Annotated in this window: 27 protein-coding genes and 1 pseudogene; 19 read left to right on the forward strand and 9 right to left on the reverse strand. The window is 66.1% G+C overall.

Annotation, left to right across the window (positions count from 1 at the left end):
• Positions 1-758 (reverse strand): annotated as a pseudogene (locus tag SB4_RS17670) (histidine kinase); the annotation flags it as partial.
• A gap of 11 nt (positions 759-769) precedes the next feature.
• Positions 770-919, reverse strand: a complete 150-nt coding sequence (locus SB4_RS20115) for a NepR family anti-sigma factor (protein ID WP_193751635.1) — start codon at positions 917-919, stop codon at positions 770-772.
• Positions 920-1,189: 270 nt separating this feature from the next.
• Here SB4_RS20115 and SB4_RS17675 point away from each other — a divergent pair, with 270 nt between their 5' ends.
• The 3 genes from SB4_RS17675 to SB4_RS17685 all read left to right on the forward strand — a co-directional run bounded on the left by SB4_RS17675 (position 1,190) and on the right by SB4_RS17685 (position 2,957).
• Positions 1,190-1,990, forward strand: coding sequence for a response regulator (locus SB4_RS17675; protein ID WP_058715859.1), 801 nt, complete (start codon positions 1,190-1,192; stop codon positions 1,988-1,990).
• A 75-nt stretch (positions 1,991-2,065) separates the two neighbouring features.
• Entirely contained in the window at positions 2,066-2,203 is a 138-nt protein-coding gene (locus SB4_RS20120) for a hypothetical protein (RefSeq protein WP_058715885.1), read from the forward strand.
• Between the two features lie 106 nt (positions 2,204-2,309).
• Entirely contained in the window at positions 2,310-2,957 is a 648-nt protein-coding gene (locus SB4_RS17685; protein ID WP_058732682.1) for a sigma-70 family RNA polymerase sigma factor, read from the forward strand.
• Between the two features lie 66 nt (positions 2,958-3,023).
• Here SB4_RS17685 and SB4_RS17690 read toward each other — a convergent pair whose 3' ends face one another.
• Both SB4_RS17690 and SB4_RS20125 read right to left on the reverse strand, forming a co-directional pair.
• On the reverse strand, positions 3,024-3,980 hold the full coding sequence (locus SB4_RS17690) for a hypothetical protein (protein WP_058753628.1): 957 nt from the start codon (positions 3,978-3,980) through the stop codon (positions 3,024-3,026).
• A gap of 79 nt (positions 3,981-4,059) precedes the next feature.
• Positions 4,060-4,227 (reverse strand): hypothetical protein, encoded by a 168-nt coding sequence (locus SB4_RS20125; protein WP_193753871.1) that lies wholly within the window; start codon positions 4,225-4,227, stop codon positions 4,060-4,062.
• Between the two features lie 110 nt (positions 4,228-4,337).
• Here SB4_RS20125 and SB4_RS17695 point away from each other — a divergent pair, with 110 nt between their 5' ends.
• The 7 genes from SB4_RS17695 to SB4_RS17725 all read left to right on the forward strand — a co-directional run bounded on the left by SB4_RS17695 (position 4,338) and on the right by SB4_RS17725 (position 10,987).
• Entirely contained in the window at positions 4,338-6,995 is a 2,658-nt protein-coding gene (locus tag SB4_RS17695) for a bifunctional [glutamine synthetase] adenylyltransferase/[glutamine synthetase]-adenylyl-L-tyrosine phosphorylase (protein WP_058753629.1), read from the forward strand.
• Between the two features lie 3 nt (positions 6,996-6,998).
• The gene (locus SB4_RS17700; protein ID WP_058753630.1) at positions 6,999-7,454 is read left to right on the forward strand and encodes a peroxiredoxin; all 456 of its coding nucleotides are present in this window, start codon (positions 6,999-7,001) and stop codon (positions 7,452-7,454) included.
• Positions 7,451-8,275, forward strand: coding sequence for a ferritin-like domain-containing protein (locus SB4_RS17705; protein ID WP_193753872.1), 825 nt, complete (start codon positions 7,451-7,453; stop codon positions 8,273-8,275). The genes SB4_RS17700 and SB4_RS17705 overlap by 4 nt, the downstream gene beginning before the upstream one ends.
• Before the next feature lie 87 nt (positions 8,276-8,362).
• Positions 8,363-9,106, forward strand: coding sequence for a M23 family metallopeptidase (locus SB4_RS17710; RefSeq protein WP_058753631.1), 744 nt, complete (start codon positions 8,363-8,365; stop codon positions 9,104-9,106).
• A 179-nt stretch (positions 9,107-9,285) separates the two neighbouring features.
• Positions 9,286-9,624, forward strand: a complete 339-nt coding sequence (gene erpA / locus SB4_RS17715) for an iron-sulfur cluster insertion protein ErpA (RefSeq protein ID WP_058753632.1) — start codon at positions 9,286-9,288, stop codon at positions 9,622-9,624.
• 1 nt (position 9,625) lies between these two features.
• On the forward strand, positions 9,626-10,402 hold the full coding sequence (gene xth / locus SB4_RS17720; RefSeq protein ID WP_058753633.1) for an exodeoxyribonuclease III: 777 nt from the start codon (positions 9,626-9,628) through the stop codon (positions 10,400-10,402).
• A 165-nt stretch (positions 10,403-10,567) separates the two neighbouring features.
• On the forward strand, positions 10,568-10,987 hold the full coding sequence (locus SB4_RS17725; protein WP_058753634.1) for a hypothetical protein: 420 nt from the start codon (positions 10,568-10,570) through the stop codon (positions 10,985-10,987).
• A gap of 57 nt (positions 10,988-11,044) precedes the next feature.
• Here SB4_RS17725 and SB4_RS17730 read toward each other — a convergent pair whose 3' ends face one another.
• Together SB4_RS17730 and SB4_RS17735 are read right to left on the reverse strand one after the other, a co-directional pair.
• The gene (locus SB4_RS17730) at positions 11,045-11,305 is read right to left on the reverse strand and encodes an SWIB/MDM2 domain-containing protein (RefSeq protein ID WP_007405135.1); all 261 of its coding nucleotides are present in this window, start codon (positions 11,303-11,305) and stop codon (positions 11,045-11,047) included.
• A gap of 56 nt (positions 11,306-11,361) precedes the next feature.
• Positions 11,362-11,565, reverse strand: coding sequence for a hypervirulence associated TUDOR domain-containing protein (locus SB4_RS17735; RefSeq protein ID WP_056434174.1), 204 nt, complete (start codon positions 11,563-11,565; stop codon positions 11,362-11,364).
• 111 nt (positions 11,566-11,676) lie between these two features.
• Here SB4_RS17735 and SB4_RS17740 point away from each other — a divergent pair, with 111 nt between their 5' ends.
• From SB4_RS17740 to SB4_RS17780, 9 genes are all read left to right on the forward strand, one after another.
• Complete coding sequence (locus SB4_RS17740) at positions 11,677-12,789, forward strand: S-(hydroxymethyl)glutathione dehydrogenase/class III alcohol dehydrogenase (protein ID WP_058753635.1); 1,113 nt, start codon at positions 11,677-11,679, stop codon at positions 12,787-12,789.
• A complete protein-coding gene (locus SB4_RS17745) occupies positions 12,789-13,175 on the forward strand; it encodes a VOC family protein (protein WP_058753636.1) in 387 nt (128 codons plus the stop codon). The genes SB4_RS17740 and SB4_RS17745 overlap by 1 nt, the downstream gene beginning before the upstream one ends.
• Entirely contained in the window at positions 13,175-13,570 is a 396-nt protein-coding gene (locus SB4_RS17750) for a VOC family protein (RefSeq protein WP_058753637.1), read from the forward strand. The genes SB4_RS17745 and SB4_RS17750 overlap by 1 nt, the downstream gene beginning before the upstream one ends.
• Positions 13,567-14,430, forward strand: a complete 864-nt coding sequence (purU, locus tag SB4_RS17755) for a formyltetrahydrofolate deformylase (protein ID WP_193753873.1) — start codon at positions 13,567-13,569, stop codon at positions 14,428-14,430. Before SB4_RS17750 ends, purU begins: the two co-directional genes overlap by 4 nt.
• Positions 14,427-15,269, forward strand: coding sequence for an S-formylglutathione hydrolase (gene fghA, locus SB4_RS17760; protein WP_058753638.1), 843 nt, complete (start codon positions 14,427-14,429; stop codon positions 15,267-15,269). Before purU ends, fghA begins: the two co-directional genes overlap by 4 nt.
• Before the next feature lie 114 nt (positions 15,270-15,383).
• Positions 15,384-16,010: a GTP cyclohydrolase I FolE gene (gene folE, locus SB4_RS17765; RefSeq protein WP_058715847.1), complete on the forward strand. Its 627-nt coding sequence runs from the start codon at positions 15,384-15,386 to the stop codon at positions 16,008-16,010.
• Entirely contained in the window at positions 16,007-16,753 is a 747-nt protein-coding gene (locus SB4_RS17770; RefSeq protein WP_058753639.1) for an SDR family NAD(P)-dependent oxidoreductase, read from the forward strand. Before folE ends, SB4_RS17770 begins: the two co-directional genes overlap by 4 nt.
• A complete protein-coding gene (locus tag SB4_RS17775; protein WP_241488680.1) occupies positions 16,750-17,103 on the forward strand; it encodes a dihydroneopterin aldolase in 354 nt (117 codons plus the stop codon). Before SB4_RS17770 ends, SB4_RS17775 begins: the two co-directional genes overlap by 4 nt.
• Before the next feature lie 97 nt (positions 17,104-17,200).
• Positions 17,201-18,640: a porin gene (locus SB4_RS17780; RefSeq protein WP_058753645.1), complete on the forward strand. Its 1,440-nt coding sequence runs from the start codon at positions 17,201-17,203 to the stop codon at positions 18,638-18,640.
• Positions 18,641-18,664: 24 nt separating this feature from the next.
• Here the strand turns inward: SB4_RS17780 and SB4_RS17785 are convergent, their stop codons facing one another.
• From SB4_RS17785 to SB4_RS17795, 3 genes are all read right to left on the reverse strand, one after another.
• Positions 18,665-19,483, reverse strand: coding sequence for a hypothetical protein (locus tag SB4_RS17785; RefSeq protein ID WP_058753640.1), 819 nt, complete (start codon positions 19,481-19,483; stop codon positions 18,665-18,667).
• Positions 19,484-19,522: 39 nt separating this feature from the next.
• On the reverse strand, positions 19,523-21,181 hold the full coding sequence (gene leuA / locus SB4_RS17790; RefSeq protein ID WP_058753646.1) for a 2-isopropylmalate synthase: 1,659 nt from the start codon (positions 21,179-21,181) through the stop codon (positions 19,523-19,525).
• A gap of 293 nt (positions 21,182-21,474) precedes the next feature.
• Positions 21,475-22,080 carry a YceI family protein gene (locus SB4_RS17795; RefSeq protein ID WP_058753641.1) on the reverse strand — a complete coding sequence of 202 codons (606 nt, stop codon included), beginning with the start codon at positions 22,078-22,080 and terminating at the stop codon, positions 21,475-21,477.
• Positions 22,081-22,203: the final 123 nt, after the last annotated feature.

The raw sequence follows: 22,203 nt of genomic DNA on the forward strand, positions 1-22,203 counted from the left end.
ATCAGGAGCGGCAGCGCCAGCGCGACGATCAGCGACGAGGTGATCGGTGCGCTGGGCGTCGACGTGCGCAGGACCAGCCCGGCAATGCCGAGTTCCGTCCGCATCGACTTCTTCCGCTCCAGCCGGCCCTGGCGGACCAGCGAATGGAGGGGCAGCAACTCGCCATCGAGTTCCAGCACCGATTCGATCGTGCTGGCGGGCGGATGCTGATCGACCAGTGATTGCAGGAAAGGCAGCGGGAAGAAGGCACGGGCCTGCGCACGGCCGTCCTGGCTCGACACCGACAGGACCAGACCTCGGCCGGGCAGGATATCGGCACCGATCGGCGATCCGTCGCTGGCCACCGGCAGCGCGGCGGGCAGGGGATCGCCGCACAGCGTCTTGCCCGCGCGATCGGTGATCAGGAAGCGCGCGCCGGTCAGCGATTGCTGCGCGAACACGCCCTGGGCCCGCGCGCAGCTTGGCATGTCGAGCGGGTCCTGACCCATCGCCCGCACCGCGACGCGAAGCGCGGTCATATCACCCATCAGCTCGGTGGCGATGGCACGGGCATCCTCGTTGGCGGCGATGCGCAGGCGACCGCTGGCCTCGCTATCGGCGAGGCGGGTCGTCTGCAATGTGGCAAAGACCGCGATGGCGGCCAGGATGAACAAGGTGCTTCCCAGCACCAGAACGAGCTTCGCGCCCGTCGCGAGGCGCGGCGGGGCGGGACGGAGGCGTTCGAGCGCCTCGACGTCATCGGGGAGAAGAGTGGCCATGCGGCCGGACGTCAGCCCAGCTTGCTGAGAAGATCAAGCATCTCGTCGGGGATCTTTTCGTCGACGGTCTTTTGATACGCCTGGCGAAGCGCCGAGCCCGCATCCTTCTCACCACCCTTGTGCGGTGAGGTGGACGGCGTCTTCTTCGTCTTGTTGCCCAAACTCAAAATATCCCCCTGCAGGACCCACTAGCGGGGCAACCGACGCAATGGCGACCCTTGGCGTCGCCGGTCGGCCTGACGCCCAGAGCCTATAGTTGATGTGGCGATGAAACCAAATTCGATCTGGTTGGTTCCCGATGCGATACGAAAAATCCGTGAGTCCCGCATTCGTGGCGTGGCGGACGGGGTTTTCGTGAAACGGCATTGAAAACAGACGCGGGGGCCAGCACATCAGCTGTCCGCCAATACCTCAGGGAGTGATCATTACCCATGTCGCTTGGACAGCAGCTTGCGCCCCATCTTCCCTTCCTGCGGCGCTATGGCCGGGCCCTGACCGGCAGCCAGATGCACGGCGACAAATATGTCCGCGCCACGCTGGAGGCGATCGTCGCGGCCCCGGACCAGTTTCCGCGCGACGTCGATCCCCGCCTGGGCCTGTACCGCATGTTCCAGGGCATCTGGTCGTCGGCCAATTATGATGAACTGGACAATGACGGCACGGATGCCGACGGTAACGAAGGCGTGGCGCGTGCCCGCCTGGCGCGGATGACGCCGCTGTCGCGTCAGGCGCTGCTGCTCACCGCGATGGAAGGCTTCACGCCCGAAGACGCGGCCTATCTGATCGATGTCGAGCCCAGCGAGGTCGAAAACCTCGTCTCCGAGGCGCTGGCCGAGATCGAGAAGCAGACCCGCGCCCGCGTGCTGATCATTGAGGACGAGCCGATCATCGCGATGGATATCGAGACGATCGTGCGCGACCTGGGCCATGAAGTGACCGGCGTCGCCGTGACTCGTGACGAAGCCGTGGCGCTGGCCATGGAGGATCGTCCCGGCCTGGTGCTGGCCGACATCCAGCTGGCCGACGACAGCTCGGGCATCGATGCGGTCAAGGATATCCTGGCCGAGTTCGAGGTGCCGGTGATCTTCATCACCGCCTTCCCCGAGCGCCTGCTGACCGGCGAGCGGCCCGAGCCGACCTTCCTGATCACCAAGCCGTTCCAGCGTTCGACCGTGAAGGCGGCGATCAGCCAGGCCTTGTTCTTCGATCAGAGCACGGTCCCGGCGGAATAACGGCCGGCCCATGACGCGGGCCGATAAAGCGTATCGGTTACGGACCCAAAACGGTTGATAGACGTTGAGGATGACATGGCTGACCCCGATAAACCGATCCATGTCTCCAAAGAGGATGTAAGGGCAGGTTCTACGCCGCATGTCACGCGGTATGTCCTGCCCATATCCTTGGTTCTCGTGATCGTGATCTTCGCCTATCTGGTGTTGCGCTGATACGGTGAGGGTTTGATTGGGCCTTGGCATGGCTGGCAATTTAGTGTCAGCCACCTTATGTTTTGAGGCGGTCGCCGGTTCGGCCGTTTCCGATGATCGGATTTTCATGACGCAGCCACTAACGCGGGACGATATTGAGGACGATGCGGCCGAAGCGCCCGTCGAACACGTCGCGCTGGACGATTCCGAGTTCAAGACGGAACTGGCACGCGTGATTCCCCATCTGCGCGCCTTTGGCCGTTCTCTTTCGGGCAGCCGCGATCTGGCCGATGACCTGGTGCAGGAAACGCTGCTCAAGGCATGGGCCGCGCGCAAGCGGTTCCAGGCGGGCACCAACATGCGCGCCTGGACTTTCATCATCCTGCGCAACCTCTATCTGTCGCAGATGCGCCGTGCACGCTTCAAGGGCGAGTGGGACGATCTGGTCGCCGACCGCATCCTGGCAGCTCCGGCCAGCCAGGATCGCCATGTCGAACTGGGCGATATGCAGCGCGCGCTGATGCACCTTCCACAGCCACAGCGCGAGGCGCTGATCCTGGTCGGTGCGGGCGGCTTTGCGTATGAGGAGGCCGCCGAAATCTGCAACGTGGCCGTCGGCACGATCAAGAGCCGTGTCGCCCGTGGCCGTGTCGCGCTCGAGACGATCCTGAATGAAGGGTCGCTGCCCTCGCGTCGCCTGCACGAGACCGATAGCAGCAAGACCGCGCTCGATACCATCATGGGTGATGTCGATCAGTTGAGCGGCGGGCGGTAACCCAAAGTCCCCGTGGTCCAGCGGCCGCTGCGTTCTTCCGAACGTGGCGGCCGTTTTTATCGGCAATCAGGATTGCGGCACAGGCTGGCCAATCGGTAGCGCCGCAAAGCTTTCCAGCAAGTCGATATAGTTGCGGTTCTGGCCTTCCACATCTGCGGACCATTGGCGCAACTGGGTCGAGACGATCGCCTGTGTCTTCGCATCGCTGTCCTGAGGGTCGGGTAGCCCGCTGCCACTCTCTTGGATGATCCCGCGCAACGCCTGTTGTTGACGGCCAAAGTCCATGATCTTGCGATAGGCGTCGGCCCGCAGGGCTTCGGTTGGCGTCTGCTGTGCCGCGCGCAGCGCCATGCGCGCACGAGCCAATATGTTCGAGCCGGGCTCGCGCTGCGTGTCCCAACGACGGCGAAATTCTTCCAACTTCCGCTGCTCGATCGGATTGTCCAGCTTGGCCTTGGCGGCGGTGCAGGTCGAGAAGCGCCAGATTGCTTCCTTTTCGGTCGCTTCGCACCCCATGGCCTTCATGGCCAGGTCCAGGACGGCGTCATTATAGGTCATGGCCGGACGATCACCAGGATTGCAGGCCCACCAGCCGCGCGCCTGACTGCGTGTCGAGGCGATCATGCCCGAGGCGCAATGCACGACGATCATGGGATTGCCCTTTTCGCGAGCAGGCGGAACAGGAGCGAAGGCGGTCTTCTCCAGTGCGGCCAGCCGGTCCCAATCCTCTTGGGAGACATCGTACGGCGTGTCGGCCCAGCCCCGATATCGCAATCGCAGGGTCAGGCGACCGTCACGGTGGCGTTCGAGTTCGACACCCGGAATGGGCAATATGCCATAGGCGTCGATCGGCAGAACCTGATGAACCTCTCGCCCACCGAATCGCATCTCTTGCAACGACGAAAGGCCCGCATTCGACATGTGCCGCTCGACAAGCCGACTCTCGGGGGAGGCCTGCGGCAGCGATTGCGCCGATCCCGCAATTAGCACCCATAGCAGGACGCCGCTGGACCCATGGAGCATATGTTCCCCCTCCCGAAATCGGGGCAGAGGATAGCCGCCCCAACTCTACGGGGCCATGCATTTCAGCATGGTCGATGCTTCAGTGCCGGTGAACCGGCTCATCCAACCGAGCGAGCAAGCGTACCCATTGATCGGGTAGCCGTATCGGCTCCGAAAAGGCCGAGCGCAACGCGCCGCCGATATCGTCTGTGCGGGTGGGCGCACGAACGATGCGGATATCGCTGATCGTCGGTTCGGTGCTCATCATGCCAACATAACCATGCAGGTCTTGACAAGTTGCAAAAATTCTGAAGCGGCGGCGTTAATCCTGTGGAAAGTCTTTTGTGCCGGGGCTCCACGCGCGATACAAGCGCGGCCATGAACGCTCCGTCCTCCCCGCTGTCCGATGCCGTGGCGCGTGCGCGTCGGCATTCGTCCTTTCTCGCCATGGTCCTGGACCGGGAACCGGACATCGAGGCGCAGGCACTGGCGGGTCATCTTATCGAGCCGCAGCCGCTGGACACGGACTTGGCGGTCGGCGTTGCGCTGCGCCGTGAACGCCGCGCACTGGCCTTGACCGTGGCGCTGGGCGATCTGGCAGGAATCTATGATCTGACCCAGGTCACCCATCGGCTGACCGACTTTGCCGACCGCGCGCTGACCCGGGCGATCCACGCCGCGATCGAGGAGCGGACGCCGGGCGCCGAACCGGTCGGTTTCGCCGCCATCGCGCTGGGCAAGCAAGGCAGTCGGGAACTCAACTATTCGTCGGATATCGACCCGATCCTGATCTTCGACCCCGACATCCTGCCCCGCCGCCCGCGCGAGGAGCCCGAGGATGCGGCGGTGCGGATCGGCAAGCGGGTAGTCGAGTTGCTCCAGGCGCGCGACGGAGAGGGCTATGTGCTGCGCGTCGACCTGCGCCTGCGCCCGTCGCCTGAAGCCACGCCGATCACGATCCCGGTCGAGGGGGCGATCGCCTATTATGAAAGCCAGGCGCTGACCTGGGAGCGGGCGGCCTTCATCCGGGCGAGGGCGGCGGCGGGCGATCTGGCGCTGGGCCAGCGTTTCCTCGACGCGATCCGGCCGTTCGTGTGGCGGCGCGCGCTCGACTTCGGCGCGGTAGGTGAGATTCGCGACCTGACCCGGCGCATCCGCGATCATCATGCACAGGGGCAGGCAATGGGCCCCGGCTATGACCTGAAGCGCGGGCGCGGCGGTATTCGCGAGATCGAGTTCTTCGCGCAAATCCATCAGCTGATCCATGGCGGTCGCGATCCCGCTCTTCGCGTGCCCGCCACGCGCGATGCGCTGGCGGCGCTGGCCGAGGCGGGGCGGATCAATGCAGCCGATGCGGCGGCGCTGTCCGACGCCTATGTCCTGCTGCGCACGATCGAACACCGGGTACAGATGATCGACGACCGCCAGACCCATCAACTGCCGCTGGGGGAGGGGACGACGCGGGTCGCGCAGCTTCACGGCCTGGCCGATGGCGATGCGCTGGTCGGGCTGCTGGCGCCGGTGACCGCGCGGGTCGGGGCGCTGTACGATGCGCTCGATGCCGATGAGCGGCCGCGCCTGCCGCATGATCCGGTGCTGCTGAACGCGCGGCTGGCGGCGGCGGGGCTGCGCGATGTCGAGGCGGCGGCGCGGCGAATCGCGGCGTGGCGTGGCGGCGACTATGCCGCGCTGCGCAGCCCGGCGGCGCGTGAGGCGCTGGATGCGGTGCTGCCGACCCTGGTCGAGGCGCTGGCTGAGGCCCCCGATCCCGATGCCGCGATCCTGAAGCTCGATTCGCTGTTCGAGCGGATGACGAGTGCGATCAACATCTTCCGCCTGCTGGAGGCGCGGCCGGGCCTGGCCAGCCTGACCGTCGCGATCCTCAGCCATGCCGCGCCGCTCGCCACCGAACTGGCCCGGCGGCCTGCGCTGCTCGACGGGCTGATCGATGCCTCCGCGTTCGAGCCGTTGCCTGCGGTCAAGTTCCTCGAACGCGCGATGCGGGGCGGCGAGACGGGGCAGGATTATCAGGATCGGCTCGATCATGTCCGTCGCGTCGTCGGTGAGTTGCGCTTCGCCCTGGGCGCGCAGATCGTCGCGGGGCGCGCCGATCCGCTGGAGGTCGCAGGCGGCTATGCCCGTGTTGCCGAGGCGGCGGTCGGCGTGCTGGCGCAGGCGACGGTCGATGAATTCACTGCCGCGCATGGCCGTGTGCCGGACAGCGAGTTGGTTATCCTGGCTCTGGGGCGGATGGGCGGTGCGGCGCTGACCCATGCCTCCGACCTCGATCTCGTCTATCTGTTCACCGGCGATTTTTCCGCCGAGTCCGATGGCCCAAAGCCCTTGGGTGCGACACTCTATTACAACCGGCTGGCGCAGCGGGTGACGGCGGCGTTGTCAGTGCCGACCCAGGCCGGGCCGCTGTATCCGGTCGATACCCGGTTGCGCCCGTCGGGCACGCAGGGGCCGCTGGTCGTCTCGGTCGAGAGTTTCGCGCGATATCAACGCGAAGACGCCTGGACCTGGGAGCACATGGCCTTGACCCGTGCGCGGCCCATTTACGGCTCGGCGGCGGCGCGGGAGGCGGTGGCGGCGATCGTTGCCGATGTGCTGAACGGGAACCGACCCGATCGCGACGTGGCGACCGAAGCGGGCGAGATGCGCGCCGAGATGGCGCGCCACAAGCCGCCGCAGGGCCCGCTCGACGTAAAGCTGCTGCCCGGCGGGCTGGTCGATCTGGAGTTTGCGGTGCACCGGGCGCAGCTGGTCCATCGTGCGGGCTTCGATCCCGATCTGGGCCGGGCGATCGGGCAACTGGTCGCGACCGGGCTGCTGCCGCCGACGATGGCCGACGCGCATGACGTGCTGACCCGCGCGCTGGTCGCCTTTCGCCTGCTGGTGCCGGATGGGCAGGAACCGCCCGAGCCGACCCGACCATTGATCGCGCGCGCGATGGGGCTGCCCGACTGGACGGCGGTGGTTGCCACGCTGGAGGCGACGCGGCAGGAAGTCGCCCAGGTCTGGAAAGGAGAATAGGCGATGGAACAGGGTGATGCGATTCCGGCGGTGACGGTGAAGACCGCGCAGGACGAGCCGCTGGCGCTGGGCGATCTGTCCGGGCCGCTGGTCGTCTATTTCTATCCCAAGGACGACACCAGCGGCTGCACGCGCGAGGCGCAGGACTTCACCGCGCTGGCCGCCGAGTTCGCCGATGCGGGCGTGAGGGTGATCGGCATCTCTAAGGACAGCCCGGCCAAGCATCGCAAGTTCAGCGAGAAGCATGCGCTGAGCGTCGAACTGGTCAGCGACGAAGAGGGTGCGGCGTGCGAGGCGTTCGGCGTCTGGGGTGAGAAGCAGCTCTACGGTAAGACCTATATGGGAATCGAGCGGGCGACCTTCCTGTTTGGCCGCGACGGCACGCTCGCCAAGAGCTGGCGCAAGGTGAAGGTGCCCGGCCATGCGCAAGCGGTGCTGGAGGCGGCGCGCGCGCTTTGACGACGATCGCGCAAGGCTGTGCGGCGGTGCTGCGCGAAAGCGAGCCGCTGGCGAAGGTCCGGCGGGCGAGGGCGGTGGCGCGCGCCTGGCGTCGCGGCGCTCTGGCGCATGACTTCGACGTCGCCATGCCCGACGCGCCGGGGCGGCCCGAACGGCCTGAATTGCTGCCGCCCAATCGGATGCCCAAGCGTGGACGCGGCGGTTCGGAAAAGGGCCGCATCGCGCTGCTCCACGCGCTGGCGCATATAGAGTTCGCGGCGATCGATCTGGCCTTTGATGCGGCGGGCCGGTTCGGCGGGCAGTTCCCGCGCAGCTATGTCGATGACTGGATTTCGGTCGGCGCGGATGAGGCGATGCACTTTGCCGTGCTGAACCGCCGGTTGAAGTCGCTGGGGTCCGGCTATGGCGAACTGCCCGCCCATGCGGGCCTGTGGGAATCGGCGGAGGAAACCGCGCATGACGCGATGGCGCGGCTGGCCGTCGTGCCGATGGTGCTGGAGGCGAGGGGTCTCGATGTCACGCCGGAGACGGTCGCGCGTGTCCGGGCTGGGGGTGACGAGACCTCGGCGCGCATCCTCAACCGCATCTATACGGACGAGGTTCGGCATGTCGGATTCGGCGCGAAATGGTTCGGTTATCTCGCCGCCGGGCATGACATCGAACCCGCCAAGCACTGGCAGATGCTGGTCCGGCGCCATTTCCGGGGGCTCGTTAAGCCACCGTTCAACGTTTCGGCGCGCGAGACAGCCGGTTTGACGCGCGATTTCTATGAGCCCCTTGCGGACATGGAACCCATAAAGGCACAAGCTGACCGTCTGTAACGCGGTGGGGCTGCGACACAGCATAGGATGAACGAAGCCGGGCTTTTCCGACTGCGGGATCGTTCGGCGACAAGGGTTCGGGGTTCGATGAATCAACTGCTACTCTCGGGTAAATCGATTGCATCTCGCGTCCGATCCGTCCTTTGCACCGCCGCCGTCATCGGCCTGACCACAACGGCCGCGATTGCCGCTCCGGCACCCTCCGCTCCCAAGGCACCGTCCCATAAGCCGAGCTCGGTCGGGGGCGAGTTCATTCCCGCCAACAGCGCCGAAGCCTCGGCCGACCTGCGCACCGACCAGCAATTCCGCACGCTGTTCCAGACCTGGAAGAAGATGGATGCGCGGCCCAATGGCGTGATCGCGATCCCCTCGGTCCATCCGGTTGAGAAGCTTCAGTTCACCAGCAATTTCGGTATCCGCACCGACCCGTTCCGCGGCACCGCCGCGATGCATGCCGGGGTCGATATTCCTGGCCCGGTCGGCACGCCCATCTATGCCACCGCCGACGGCATCGTCGATCATGCCAGCTGGCAGGGCGGCTATGGCAACATGGTCGAGATCAACCATGGCAAGGGTATCGCGACCCGCTATGGCCATTTGTCGAAGATCCTGGTCGCCGATGGTGCCCGCGTGACGCGCGGCCAGCTGATCGCGCTGATGGGTTCGACCGGCCGTTCGACCGGCCCGCATCTGCATTATGAAGTCCGCATGGACGGTCACGCGGTCAATCCGGTGCCGTTCCTGACCACCGGCGACTATCTGACCGCATCGCAGGATCATGCTATCCATCAGATCCCCGTCTCCTCCGACGGCCCCGCCGCGCAGGACTGAATTTCGATCCTCCCCGGCACGGGGAGGGGGACCGCTCGCAGAGCGGTGGAGGGGGATAGCAGCTAGGCGCATCTTTTTGAGGAAGCCCCCCTCCGTCAGGCCTTCGGCCTGCCACCTCCCCGTACCGGGGAGGATTTAGTGGGATTGCCCCGCTCGCCCCTCGCGCCTATCTCACCCCCATGGCCACCAGCATTTCCGAAATCGCGCTGACCCCGGCCGCCGCGGCGCGTGTCGCGACGATCGCCGAGCGGCAGAACAAGCCCGCCATCCTGCGTCTGTCGGTCGAAGGCGGCGGTTGTTCGGGCTTCCAGTACAAGTTCGGTCTGGCTGACGCGCCCGCCGAGGATGATGCCATCGCCCAGACGGATGGCGTCCGCCTTGTCGTGGACAGCATCAGCCTGGACCTCGTGCGCGGCGCGCAGGTCGATTATGTCGAGTCCCTTGGCGGCGCGGCGTTTCAGGTGAAGAACCCCAACGCGGCTTCGGGCTGCGGTTGCGGCACCAGCTTCTCGGTCTGACGTGAAGATCACCACGTACAACGTCAACGGGATCAAGGCCCGCCTCCCGCGCCTGCTCGAATATCTGGCCGAGGCGGATGCTGATATCGTCTGTCTTCAGGAGCTGAAGGCCAGCGATGAGACCTTTCCGGTCAAAGACATAGAGGCCGCCGGGTATGGCGCGGTGTGGCACGGCCAGAAGAGCTGGAATGGTGTCGCCGTCCTTGCGCGCGGTACCCAGCCGGTCGAACGGCAGCGTGGGCTGGCGGGTGAGGATGAGGACGAGCACAGCCGCTACCTCGAATGCGAGGTCAACGGCTTGGTCGTCGCTTCGCTCTATCTCCCCAATGGCAATCCCCAGCCGGGGCCGAAATTCGATTACAAGCTGCGCTGGATGGAGCGGCTGGCGACGCGCGCGCGGGCATTGCTCGCGGAGGAAGTGCCTGCCGTGCTGGCTGGGGACTATAATGTCATTCCGAATGACGACGACACCTTCTCGGTGCCTGCGATGGCAAGCGACGCGCTGATGCAGCCGGAGAGCCGCGCGGCGTATCGCCGGTTGCTGGCGCAGGGGTGGACGGATTCGCTACGCACCCGCGCGCCCAAGGGTGGGGTGTGGACCTATTGGGATTACCGTGCGGGTGGATGGGAGCGGAATGACGGCTTCCGCATCGATCATCTGCTGCTGAGCCCGCAGGCCGCTGACCGGCTGGTCGATGCGGGCGTCGACAAGAGCTATCGCGGCCGCGAAAAGGCCAGCGATCATGCGCCGACCTGGGTGAAGCTGCGGGACCAGTAATTCCTCCCCGGAACGGGGAGGGGGACCAGCGAAGCTGGTGGAGGGGGCGTGCGGCAAAGAGCGCCCTTTGTGGAAGCCCCCCTCCGTCAGGCCTTCGGCCCGCCACCTCCCCGTTCCGGGGAGGATTTGATATGCCATCCGCCCTGTTTGACACGAGACCTACCCATGCGCCGTGCCGCCTGCCTGTTGCTCCTCACCTGCGCACTCTCCGCCTGCGACCAACGCGGCAGCGCCGACGCGCGTATCGCCGATGCCGATGCGCAGGAGCGGGCACGGCAGGAAAAGGCGGCGAAGGAGATGGTTGCCCAGACCGAAGATCAGGTCCGGGTTAAGATGCTGGAACAGCGTCTGTCGGCGCTGGAGGCGCAGGTGGCCGCGATGCAGGCCGATCGCAAATTGCTGGATGCCCATCTGGTCGAGCAGCGTCTGGCTCAGATCGAGGCGGCCAGGATCGAGACAGGCGGGGACACGCCGATCAAACCCGCAGCGACGCCGACACCGGCCGCGGCGCAGGGCAAGGGTCGATCGCCGAGCCCGGCCCCGACACCGTCCACGCGCAAGCCGCTAGTCCTGGACCTGCGGTAACGGCGCGCGGACGGCGAAGGGAGCGCCCCGGCACGATGACCGGAGCGCCAGTGAAGATTACTTCTTCAGGTGCGCCGAGATGAACTTGTTCATCTCGAACATGGTGCACTTGTCCTTGCCGAACACCTTCTTCAGCTTGTCGTCTGCCAGGATTTCCCGCTTGTTCTCGGGGTTCTGCAGGTTGTTGGCCTTGATGTAATCCCACACCTTGCTGATGACCTGGCTACGCGGCAGCTTCTCGTTGCCGACGATCGCGCCCAGTTCCTCGGACGGCTGAACCGGTGCGTGGATGCCGGTGCCCGTGGTTGCGGTGGCCATGTTATTCCTTCCCTTAATCCTTCTGCGCCCCGACCGTTCGGTGGGTCGCGCGTGAATCACGCCTTCTTAAGCGCGTCCGCCTTGTGCGCCGCCTTTCCGCCATTGTCACTCTCTACTATGTATTGCGGCTCATCCTTCGATGCGCGGACGGTATGGCCCTTGATGGTCGTGTCGCTGGTCTGCTTCTTGACGACCTTGCCCTCGGCCGTGCCGCCATGGCTGTTCCATTCGACATGATCGCCTTTTTTGAACTCGGTCATCGTCGCTCTCCTGGGGTTGTGATCGGCATCAATCCCCCGTCGCGTTCATTGGTTGCACCAACGCGCGCCTCGGGGCATCAGGGCGCCCGAAGCCCAAGGAGACAGGAACCCATGAAGACCCGCGCCGCCGTCGCCTTTGAAGCCAAGAAGCCGCTCGAAATCGTCGAACTCGATCTGGAAGGCCCCAAGGCCGGTGAGGTCCTGGTCGAGATCATGGCGACCGGCATCTGCCATACCGATGCCTATACGCTCGATGGCCTGGACAGCGAGGGCATCTTCCCCAGCGTGCTGGGCCATGAAGGCTGCGGCATCGTGCGCGAGGTCGGCGCGGGCGTGACCAGCGTGGTGCCGGGCGACCATGTCATCCCGCTCTACACGCCGGAATGCCGCCAGTGTAAGTCCTGCCTGTCGGGCAAGACCAACCTGTGCACCGCGATCCGTGCGACCCAAGGCAAGGGGCTGATGCCCGACGGCACGACCCGCTTCAGCTATAAGGGGCAGCCGATCTTCCATTACATGGGCTGCTCGACCTTCTCGAACTTCACCGTCCTGCCGGAGATCGCGGTCGCCAAGATTCGTGAGGACGCGCCCTTCGACACCAGCTGCTATATCGGCTGCGGCGTGACGACGGGCGTCGGCGCGGTGGTCAACACCGCCAAGGTGCAGCCGGGCGAGAATATCGTCGTTTTCGGCCTGGGCGGCATCGGCCTGAACGTCATTCAGGGCGCGAAGCTGGCGGGCGCGGGCCGGATCATCGGTGTCGACATCAATCCCGACCGCGAAGAATGGGGCCGTCGCTTTGGCATGACCCACTTCCTCAACTCCAAGGGGCTGAGCCGCGAGGAGACGATTGCGAAGATCCTCGAACTGACGGACGGCGGCGCGGACTATAGCTTCGACGCGACCGGCAATACCGAGGTGATGCGCACCGCGTTGGAATCCTGCCATCGCGGCTGGGGCACCTCGATCATCATCGGCGTGGCCGAGGCGGGCAAGGAGATCAGCACTCGGCCGTTCCAGCTGGTCACGGGCCGCAACTGGCGCGGCACCGCGTTCGGCGGCGCGCGCGGGCGGACCGACACGCCCAAGATCGTCGACTGGTATATGAACGGCAAGATCGAGATCGATCCCATGATCACTCACCGCCTGACGCTCGAGGAGATCAACAAGGGCTTCGACCTGATGCACGCGGGCGAGAGCATCCGCAGCGTGGTGATCTTCTGATGTTCAGCCATGTCATGCTGGGGGCCGACGACATCGCCGCGGCCAAGCGCTTCTATGACGCGACCTTGGGCGTGCTGGGCGCGCCCGAGGGTGTGGTCGATGCGGCTGGACGACTGGTCTACAGCCACAATGGCGGCCGCTTCCTGATCTCGAAGCCGATCAATGGCGAGCCCGCCACCTACGCCAATGGTGGGACGCTGGGCTTTGCGATGGCCTCGCCCGAGCAGGCTGATGCCTGGTACGCGGCTGGCCTGGCGCATGGCGGCACCGCGATCGAGGACCCACCCGGCATTCGCACCGTGCCTGTCGGCAAGGTCTATCTGGCGTATTTGCGCGATCCGACCGGCAACAAGCTGTGCGCGCGGCATCTGGTGGAGGCAGCCTGATGTATACCCATGTCATGGTCGGATCGAACGATCTCGCGCGGTCCAAGGCATTCTATGATGCGCTGTTCGGGGCGCTGGGCGGCCAGCCGGGGATGCAGGCGGGCGAACGCCTTCTCTATCGACACAATGGCGCGGCGTTCATGGTCACCCGGCCGATCGACGGGCAGGCGGCAACCTTCGCCAATGGCGGGACCATCGGGCTGGGTGCGGCCGATCCGGCACAGCTCGACGCGGCCCATACGGCGGGCGTGGCGAATGGCGGCACCGCGATCGAAGCGCCGGTAGGCGAGCGTCAGACGCCGATGGGGCCAGCTTACCTTGGCTATCTGCGTGACCCGGACGGCAACAAGCTGTGCCTGGGTTGTCGCATGCCTGCCCCCGCACCGACGGCGTGAGCGACAGCGGCTATATCCTGACGCTGGCGTGCCAGGACCGGGTCGGCATCGTTGCCGCGGTGTCGGGCGCGCTGGCGGGGATCGAGGGTTTCATCCTCGACAGCCAGCAATATGCCGATCTGGAGACGGGGCGCTTCTTCCTGCGCATCGTCTTCACCGGCCAGGGTGCGGGGTTCCCCGCGTCGGTCGACGGGGTGAGGGCGGCGCTGGCCGATCCGGCGGCGCGTTTCGGCTTCGACTGGCACCTCGCGCCCGCGACCGAGCGGCCCCGGATGCTGATCGCCGTGTCCAAGGGCTCGCACTGCCTGAACGACCTGCTCCATCGCTGGCGGACCAACACGCTGCCGGTCGAGATCGTCGGGGTCGTGTCCAACCACGACTCCTTGCGCCCCTTGGTCGAATGGCATGGCCTGCCCTGGCACCACCTGCCGGTCGACAACGGCAATCGCGCCGAACAGGAAGCGGCAATGCTCGGTCTGATGGAGAGTGCGAAGGCCGATTATCTGGTCCTCGCCCGTTACATGCAGGTGCTGGGCGAGCGGCTGGTCGCCGCACTGCCGGGGCGGTGCATCAACATCCATCACAGCTTCCTGCCCGGCTTCAAGGGTGCGCAGCCCTATCACCGGGCTCATGCGCGCGGGGTGAAGCTGATCGGCGCGACCGCGCATTTCGTGACCGCCGACCTGGACGAAGGGCCGATCATCGAACAGGCGGTCGAGCGCGTCGATCACCGCGCCAGCGTCGACGACCTGATCCGCATCGGCCGCGATATCGAGGCGCAGGTGCTGGCCCGCGCCGTCGCCTGGGTCGGCGAGCGGCGCGTTTTCCTCAATGACAACCGGACGGTGGTGTTCCGATGACGATCGAGACGATTTCGACCTCCAAGGCGCATGGCGGCGTGCAGGGCGTTTATGCGCATCAGAGCAGTGCGACGGGAACCCGCATGACCTTCTCGGTCTTCGTGCCGGAGCATGAGGCGGGCGAGACGCTGCCCGTCCTCTGGTATCTGTCGGGCCTGACCTGCACCCATGCCAATGTCACCGACAAGGGCGAGTATCGGGGGCCGTGCGCCGAGCACCGGGTGATCTTCATCGCGCCCGATACCTCGCCGCGCGGAGAGGGCGTCGCCAATGACGACGCCTATGACATGGGGCAGGGGGCGGGCTTCTATGTCGATGCGACGGAGGAGCCCTGGGCGAGGCATTTCCAGATGCGGACCTATATCGAGCAGGAACTGCCCGCGCTGATCGCCGAGCATTTCCCCATGGCCGATATGGCCGCGCAAGGCATCACCGGCCATTCGATGGGCGGTCACGGCGCGCTGACTATCGGGCTTCGCAATCCCGACCGCTTCCGCAGCGTGTCGGCCTTTGCGCCCATCGTCGCGCCGGGCCAGGTGCCCTGGGGAGAAAAGGCGCTGGGCGGTTATCTCGGCCCGGACCGCGTGGCATGGCGGGCGGCGGATGCGGTCGCGCTGATCGAGGACGGCGCGCGGGTGCCGGACCTGCTGGTGGACCAGGGCTATGCCGACCAGTTTCTGGCCGAGCAGCTTCGCCCCGAATGGCTGGCCGAGGCGTGCGACAAGGCGGGGATTGCCCTGACGCTGCGGATGCAGCCGGGCTATGACCATAGCTATAACTTCATCTCGACCTTCATGGCCGATCATGTCGCCTGGGCGGCGAAACGGCTGCGGCCCTGAACCCTGCCTCCCGTCCAGTCTGAACGGGCTGGCGGGATAGGACGTCCCATCGGCGGGTTTTGCACCCTGGCAATCGATACGCTAACGCACCGGCTTTGAAGTGAAGGACAGGATATGAGCTGCGCCCATGGCGACCCGGAGGATGGCGACCTGATCGGCGAGGACGGCAAGATTGCCGTGCCCGATGAGGTGGCTCAGGCCATCCGTACGCTGATCGCTTGGGCGGGCGACGATCCCACCCGCGAAGGGCTGGTCGATACGCCCAAGCGCGTGGCACGGGCCTGGGCCGAATATTGCGCGGGCTATGGCGACGATCCGGCCGTCCACCTGTCGCGGGTGTTCGAGGAGGTCGGCGGCTATGACGAGATCGTGCTGCTGAAGGACATTCCGTTCCAGTCGCATTGCGAGCACCACATGGCCCCGATCATCGGCCGTGCGCATATCGCCTATCTGCCGCGCAACCATGTCGTCGGCATTTCCAAGCTGGCCCGCGTGCTGCATGGTTTTGCGCGTCGCTTGCAGGTGCAGGAGCGGCTGACCGCCGAGGTAGCCGACTGCATCTGGGAAAATCTGAAGCCGCTGGGCGTCGCCGTGGTTATCGAGGCGACCCATGCCTGTATGACCGCGCGAGGCGTCCGTACGCCGGGCGTCGCGATGGTGACCAGCCGGATGATGGGCGTGTTCCGCGACGACGAGCGCAGCCGCAAGGAAGTCCTGTCGCTGATGGGCCTGGGCGGATGATCCGCCGCACCGTCCTGGTGACCGGCGGTGCCAAAAGGCTGGGCGCGGCAATCGTGCGACGGCTGGTGGCGGACGGGCACCGGGTGGTGATCCATTATAATGGCTCTGGCGAGGACGCCGCCACGCTGGCGGAGGAACTGGCCGGGGTCACGGTGCAGGGCGATCTGTCGGTGCTGGAGGGCATCGACGCCCTGTTCGCCCAAGCACGGCAGGCGGCGGGTGGGCCGATCGATGGGCTGGTCAACAGCGCCTCGGCTTTCCTGTTCGACCGGCCGCCCGAAACCGATGCGCGCCTGATGGCCGAACTCTATGCGATCAATGCCGCCGCGCCCGCGCTGCTCGCCTCGGCACTGGCGCGGCAGGACGATGTGACGGACGGCGCAGTGGTCGATATCCTCGACCAGAAGCTGGCCAATCCCAATCCCGACTTCTTTGCCTATAGCTGCGCCAAGTTCGCGCTGGCGGGGGCGGGCACGATGCTGGCCCAGGCACTGGCGCCCCGGATCGCGGTGAATGCGGTCGCCCCCGGCCTGACCCTGCAAAGCGGCGACCAGAGCGACGCGGAATTTGCCGAGGCCTCGGTCAAGAACCTGCTCGGCCGTCCGATCGGGGCGGCGGCGGTGGCGGAGGCGGTGTCCTTCCTGCTGACCGCGCGCGGCATTCGCGGCCAGACCCTGTACGTCGATTGCGGCCAGCGCTTCTGCCGCCGCGACGGCGATGTGATGTTCGAGGGACGGGCGTGACCGCGACCTATACGATCCTGCTCGACGACATGACGGTCGCGATGCACCTGGGCATCCACCCGCATGAAGTCGCGCCGCAGCCGGTCCGCCTGTCGGTGGCGATGACCGTCACCTATCCGTCCGCGCCCGGTGCCGACCGGATCGAGGAAGTGCTCGACTATGACTTCCTGCGCGAGGGCATCTTGGCGATGGCGCGCGGCCCCGGCTTCGCCTTGCAGGAAAGCCTGTGCGAGGCGATTGCCGCCTTGTGCCTGGCTGACCCGCGCGTGAAGGCGGTGAAGGTGCGATCGACCAAGATCGACATCTATCCCGATGCCCGGATCGGGTGTGAGATCGAACGTACGCGCTGACGTCACCCATTCGTCATTTAACCGTCATCAAACTGTTGCGGAGCGCCGCGTCGCTGCCCTAAGCCGCCGTCACCAACAGGGTAGGGCGTAGGGCGTGATCAAGGCGAGACTCCATCGGGCCCGTCACGGTGCGGCCGTCGTCATCGCGCTGAGCCTGCTGCCCGCACCGGCCGCCGCCCAGACGGTCCAGGAGCTTCAGCGCCAGATCGACGAGCTGAAAGCGCAGATCAAGGTGCTGACCGAGGCACAGAAGACGGCCGCTGGTCCTGCGGTGGTCCCACCCACCGTGCCGCCGACGCCGATGGTGGCCGCCGCGCCTGTCGCCCCCACCGTGAAGCCCGAGCCCGAGCGGGTGGCGAGCATCCCCAAGCTGCCCTCGTCGCGCACCCCCTGGTATGATCGCCTGCGCCTGCGCGGCTATACCCAGCTTCGCTACAATGCGGTTCTGGATAGTCAGGATGCGCCGGGAGCGAACGGATCGCGGCTGCGCTCGGTGCATGACGCCTCGGTCAATGAGGATGGCGGCTTCCTGCTGCGGCGGGTGCGGCTGGTGTTGCAGGGGGATATCACCGACCGGCTGCAACTCTATTTCCAGCATGACTTCGGCGCCGCGGTGAACAACCAGTCGAGCACCGAGCGGCGCGAGAATTTCGGACAGTTGCGCGATGTCTATGCCGACTGGTTCCTCGATCCCGAACGCCGCCTTCGCCTGCGCTTCGGCCAGTCGAAAGTGCCGTTCGGCTGGGAAAACCTGCAATCCTCGTCCAACCGCCTGCCGCTCGATCGCTCGGACGCGATCAACAGCGGGGTGCCCGGCGAGCGCGATGTCGGCGTAAACCTCTATTACACGCCCGCGCCGGTGCAGGCGATCTGGGATCGGCTGGCCAAGAACAAGCAGAAGCTGTTCGGCAATTACGGCGCCTTTGGCTTGGCGGTCTATAATGGGCAGGGGACCAACCGTACCGAGCGTAACGGTACGCTGATGAAGGTCGCGATGGCCACCTGGCCCTTCGCGCTCGACGGGCTGGGGCCGTTATTCCGGGGACAGGTGCTGGAGCTCGGCGGGTCGGCGATGTTCAACCGTTTCCGACCCGAACTTCGCAGCGGTGGTATCAGTCCGATCGACTATCGCGACGACCGGGTGGCCGTTCATGCCATTCTCTATCCGCAGCCCTTCGGCATCCAGACCGAATGGACGACCGGTTGGGGCCCGCAATATGACGGCCTGCTGGGCGCGGTGCGCAGCCAGCGGCTCGGTGGGGGCTATGTGCAGCTGATGGCCGATATCGGCCATACCCCGCTCGGCCGCGCCATTCCCTATGCCCGGTGGCAACGCTATCGCGGCGGGTGGAAGCCCAATGTCGATGCACCCCGCCTGGAAACCGACGAGTGGGAGCTGGGCACCGAAATCCAGCTGGTCGAAGCGCTGGAGCTGACCCTGGCCTATGCCCGGATGGAGCGCCGTGAGGCCGACGCCCGGCGCACCGGCCGCGCGACCGGCGACCTGATCCGCACCCAGCTGCAATTCACCTATTGAACACCGTGCCCGGCAGGGGAAGGGTCAGTTGCCGTCGTCTCCGCCGCCGGGACCGGTAAAGTCGATGCGGATGCGCACCCATTCGCCGACCATGACCTTGCCGCCGATACGGGGCGCGCGGACGCGGAACTGCCAGGCGGCCTCGCGCATCGCCCGACCAAGCCCCGAGCCGATCGGGGATTCGGCCAGCATGCGGCAATTCTCGACGCGATAGTCGGGGATGGTCTTGCAGGCGATCAGTGCCCAGCTGCCGGGCGGCGGCGCGGAGCGGAGATAGCCATTCAGCTCGGCATTGGTCGGGCGGCGCGGATACCATTCGGCATTGTAGAGCCGCTGGCCGCCCGGCCCCTCGCCGGGACCATAGGCCGAGGCGCTGTCCTGCCCGCGATCATCGCCGTTGCTGGAGCCCACCCCCTTGCCCTCGCCCTTGGGCAGCGAGGCGATGTTGCCGCCCTCGAACAACGACTTGTCTCCCCATTGCCATGGCGTCGGCGGGGAGGTGTCGGCTTGCTTCGGAGTCGGTGGAGTGGGGGTATCGGGCTGCTTTTGGGTCACCGGCGCCTTGGAACCCCCGGCCGCCGCGGGCTTGCGCGTCGCGGTGCGGGTCTCCGGCACCGGCGCGCCCGCGTCCCGGTCGGAGGGCGAGACGGAGAAGGTGTTGAGCGAGGAGGAGGTCTGCGGCTCGATCAGCTTGGGCGCCAGATGGAACAGCAACCACGCGAGCAGGAGGTGCGCGATCACCGTCAGGGTGATCGACGCCCCCCGCTCGCGCAGTTTCTCGCGATAGCGTTCGGGGATGAACGCCCACCGGTGGGACGACGAAGAAGGAGCGCTCGCCGCCATCGTCGCCGTCTTAGTCGAGAAGCGCCGGGGGGACGTGCATCAGGCCCGGTTGGCGGCGGACAGCACCGCGCGCACGCTGGCGGTGGCGATATCGGTATCGAGCCCGACGCCGAACACCGTCCGGCCATCGGCGGTCCGCGCCTCGACATAGGCGACCGCCTGTGCGTCCGCGCCGTGGCCGATGGCGTGCTCGTTATAGTCGACGACTTCCAGCGCGGGGCCGGTCGTGTCGGCAAGCGCGGCGATCACGCTGGAGATCAGGCCGTTGCCGCGCCCGGCGATCGAACGCTCCTCGCCGCCGACCAGCACCCGACCAATAAAGGTCCGCTGACCCGCCGAGCCGGTTTCCTCATAGTCGCGCAGCACGAAACGATCGCCCTCGCGCGGCAGATAGGTCGCCTCGAACCCGGCCCAGATATCGGCGGCGTTCAACTCGCGGCTGGTCGCGTCGGCCAGCGCCTGGACATGGCGGCTGAAATCGGCCTGAAGCCGCTTGGGCAGCTTCAGCCCCTTGTCCTGCTCGATCACCCAGGCGACGCCGCCCTTGCCCGACTGCGAATTGACGCGGATGACCGCTTCATAGGACCGGCCGAGATCGGCGGGATCGATGGGGAGGTAGGGGACTTCCCACAGATCGTCGTTGCGCGCGGCTTGGGCCGCAAAGCCCTTCTTGATCGCGTCCTGATGACTGCCCGAAAAGGCGGTAAAGACCAGATCGCCCGCATAGGGCGTGCGCGGATGGACGGGCAGGTTGGTGCAGTAATGGACCGTATTCACCACCTCGTCGATGTCCGACAGGTCGAGCTTGGGGTCGACGCCTTGCGTGTACATGTTGAGCGCGACGGTCACGAGGTCGCAATTGCCGGTCCGCTCGCCATTGCCGAGCAGGCAACCCTCGACCCGGTCCGCGCCCGCCATCACGCCCAGTTCGGCGGCGGCGACGCCGGTGCCCCGGTCGTTATGCGTGTGCAGCGAGATGACCACCGAATCGCGGTTCGGGATGTTGCGGCCGAACCATTCGATCTGGTCGGCATAGACGTTCGGCGTCGCGCATTCGACGGTGGCGGGCAGGTTCAGGATCAGCGGGTGGTCGGGCGTCGGCTTCAGCACGTCCATGACGGCGGCGCACACCTCGACCGAGAAATCCAGCTCGGCGGTCGAGAAGGTTTCCGGGCTGTACTCGAAGAACCAGTCGGTGTTGGGGCGCTTGGCTGCCTCGTCGCGCAGGATCTTGGCGCCTTCGATGGCGATCTGACGAACCTCGTCGCGGGTCATGCCGAAAACGATCTTGCGCCAGGCCGGGCTGACAGCGTTGTAGAGATGGACGATCGCGGTGCGCGCGCCCTCCAGGCTTTCGAAGCTGCGCTCGATCAGGTCGCGGCGCGACTGGGTGAGGACCTGGATCGTCACGTCGTCCGGGATGCGGTTGTCGCGGATCAGGCCGGAGATGAAGTCGAACTCGGTCGCGCCCGCGCTCGGGAAGCCGACTTCGATCTCCTTCAATCCGACCTTGACCAGCAGGTCGAACATCCGGGTCTTCTTCTCGGCGTTCATCGGGTCGATCAGCGCCTGGTTGCCGTCGCGAAGATCCGTCGACAGCCAGCGCGGGGCCTTCGTGATCGTGCGGTTCGGCCATTGCCGGTCGGGCAGGGCGATGGTCGGGAAGGGGCGGTATTTGGTCGAGGGATCGCGCAACATGATCGGGTCTTCCAGCATTCTCGGCCGCGTCAGGCCAGGGCGCGGCGGGGACAGGCTTATCGTTTCATTCCGCCCTTAGGGAAGTCGCGCATGGCCACGCCGATCCTCCCCTAAGGGCGGATAAGTCGAAGCGAACGGAGCAGCAGCGCGGCGATCATGATGCAGCGGTTCATGCCGTGTCGGGGCGGCCTTGTCCATATCGAGAATGATGACGTCCGCCTGACGTGACCAACGAAAAAAGGCGGGGCCGAAGATCGACCCCGCCTCTCGCGGATGGGAGATGAGAGGGAAAATTACTGCGCGGTGAAGGCGGCGTTGATTGTCAGGTCGACGTCATCACCGACGACCGGGACATAGGCGCCGACGCCGAAGTCCGAACGCTTGATCTTGGCGGTGGCGCGGAAGCCGATGTTCAGCTTCTTCGACATCGGGTTGGTGCCCGCACCGAAGAAGGTCGCGTTCAGCGTGACCGGCTTGGTCTGGTCCTTGATGGTCAGGTTGCCCGTGATGACGGCCTTGGTGCCCATGACCTTCACGCTGGTGGAGACGAAGCGCGCGGTCGGATAGGTCGCGGCGTCGAAGAAGTCCTTCGACTTCAAGTGGTTCGCGAAGGGCGCGGCGGTGACCGAGAGGTCGTCGATCTTGAAGGTCACGTCGACCTTGGCGTTCTGCGGCTTGGCGGGATCGATGGTCAGCGAGCCTTCCGACGCGCCGAACTGCCCCTCGAGCATCGAGAAGCCCATATGGTTCACCGACCAGGTGACCTGGGTATGGGCGGGGTCGACGGCATAGGTGCCCGCGACGACGCGCGACGCCACGGGCGCGCCCGGCTGGGTCTGGGCGATGGCGGGCGCAGCGATGGTGGCGAGCGCCAGGGCGGCGGGAAGGACGAAACGCATGGGTAGACTCCCTGTTGGACCAGGCCTTTGTGGTCGGTGCGCATAACGCACGTCAAAGGCCAAGGTCGCAACGATGCGTTTCCGGGCTGGGTGGGGAGGGTGGTCTCTGCGAGGCCCCTTGCC

The sequence above is a fragment of the Sphingomonas sanguinis genome, from assembly GCF_001476905.1.
GTDB classification, from domain to species: Bacteria; Pseudomonadota; Alphaproteobacteria; order Sphingomonadales; family Sphingomonadaceae; genus Sphingomonas; species Sphingomonas sanguinis_B.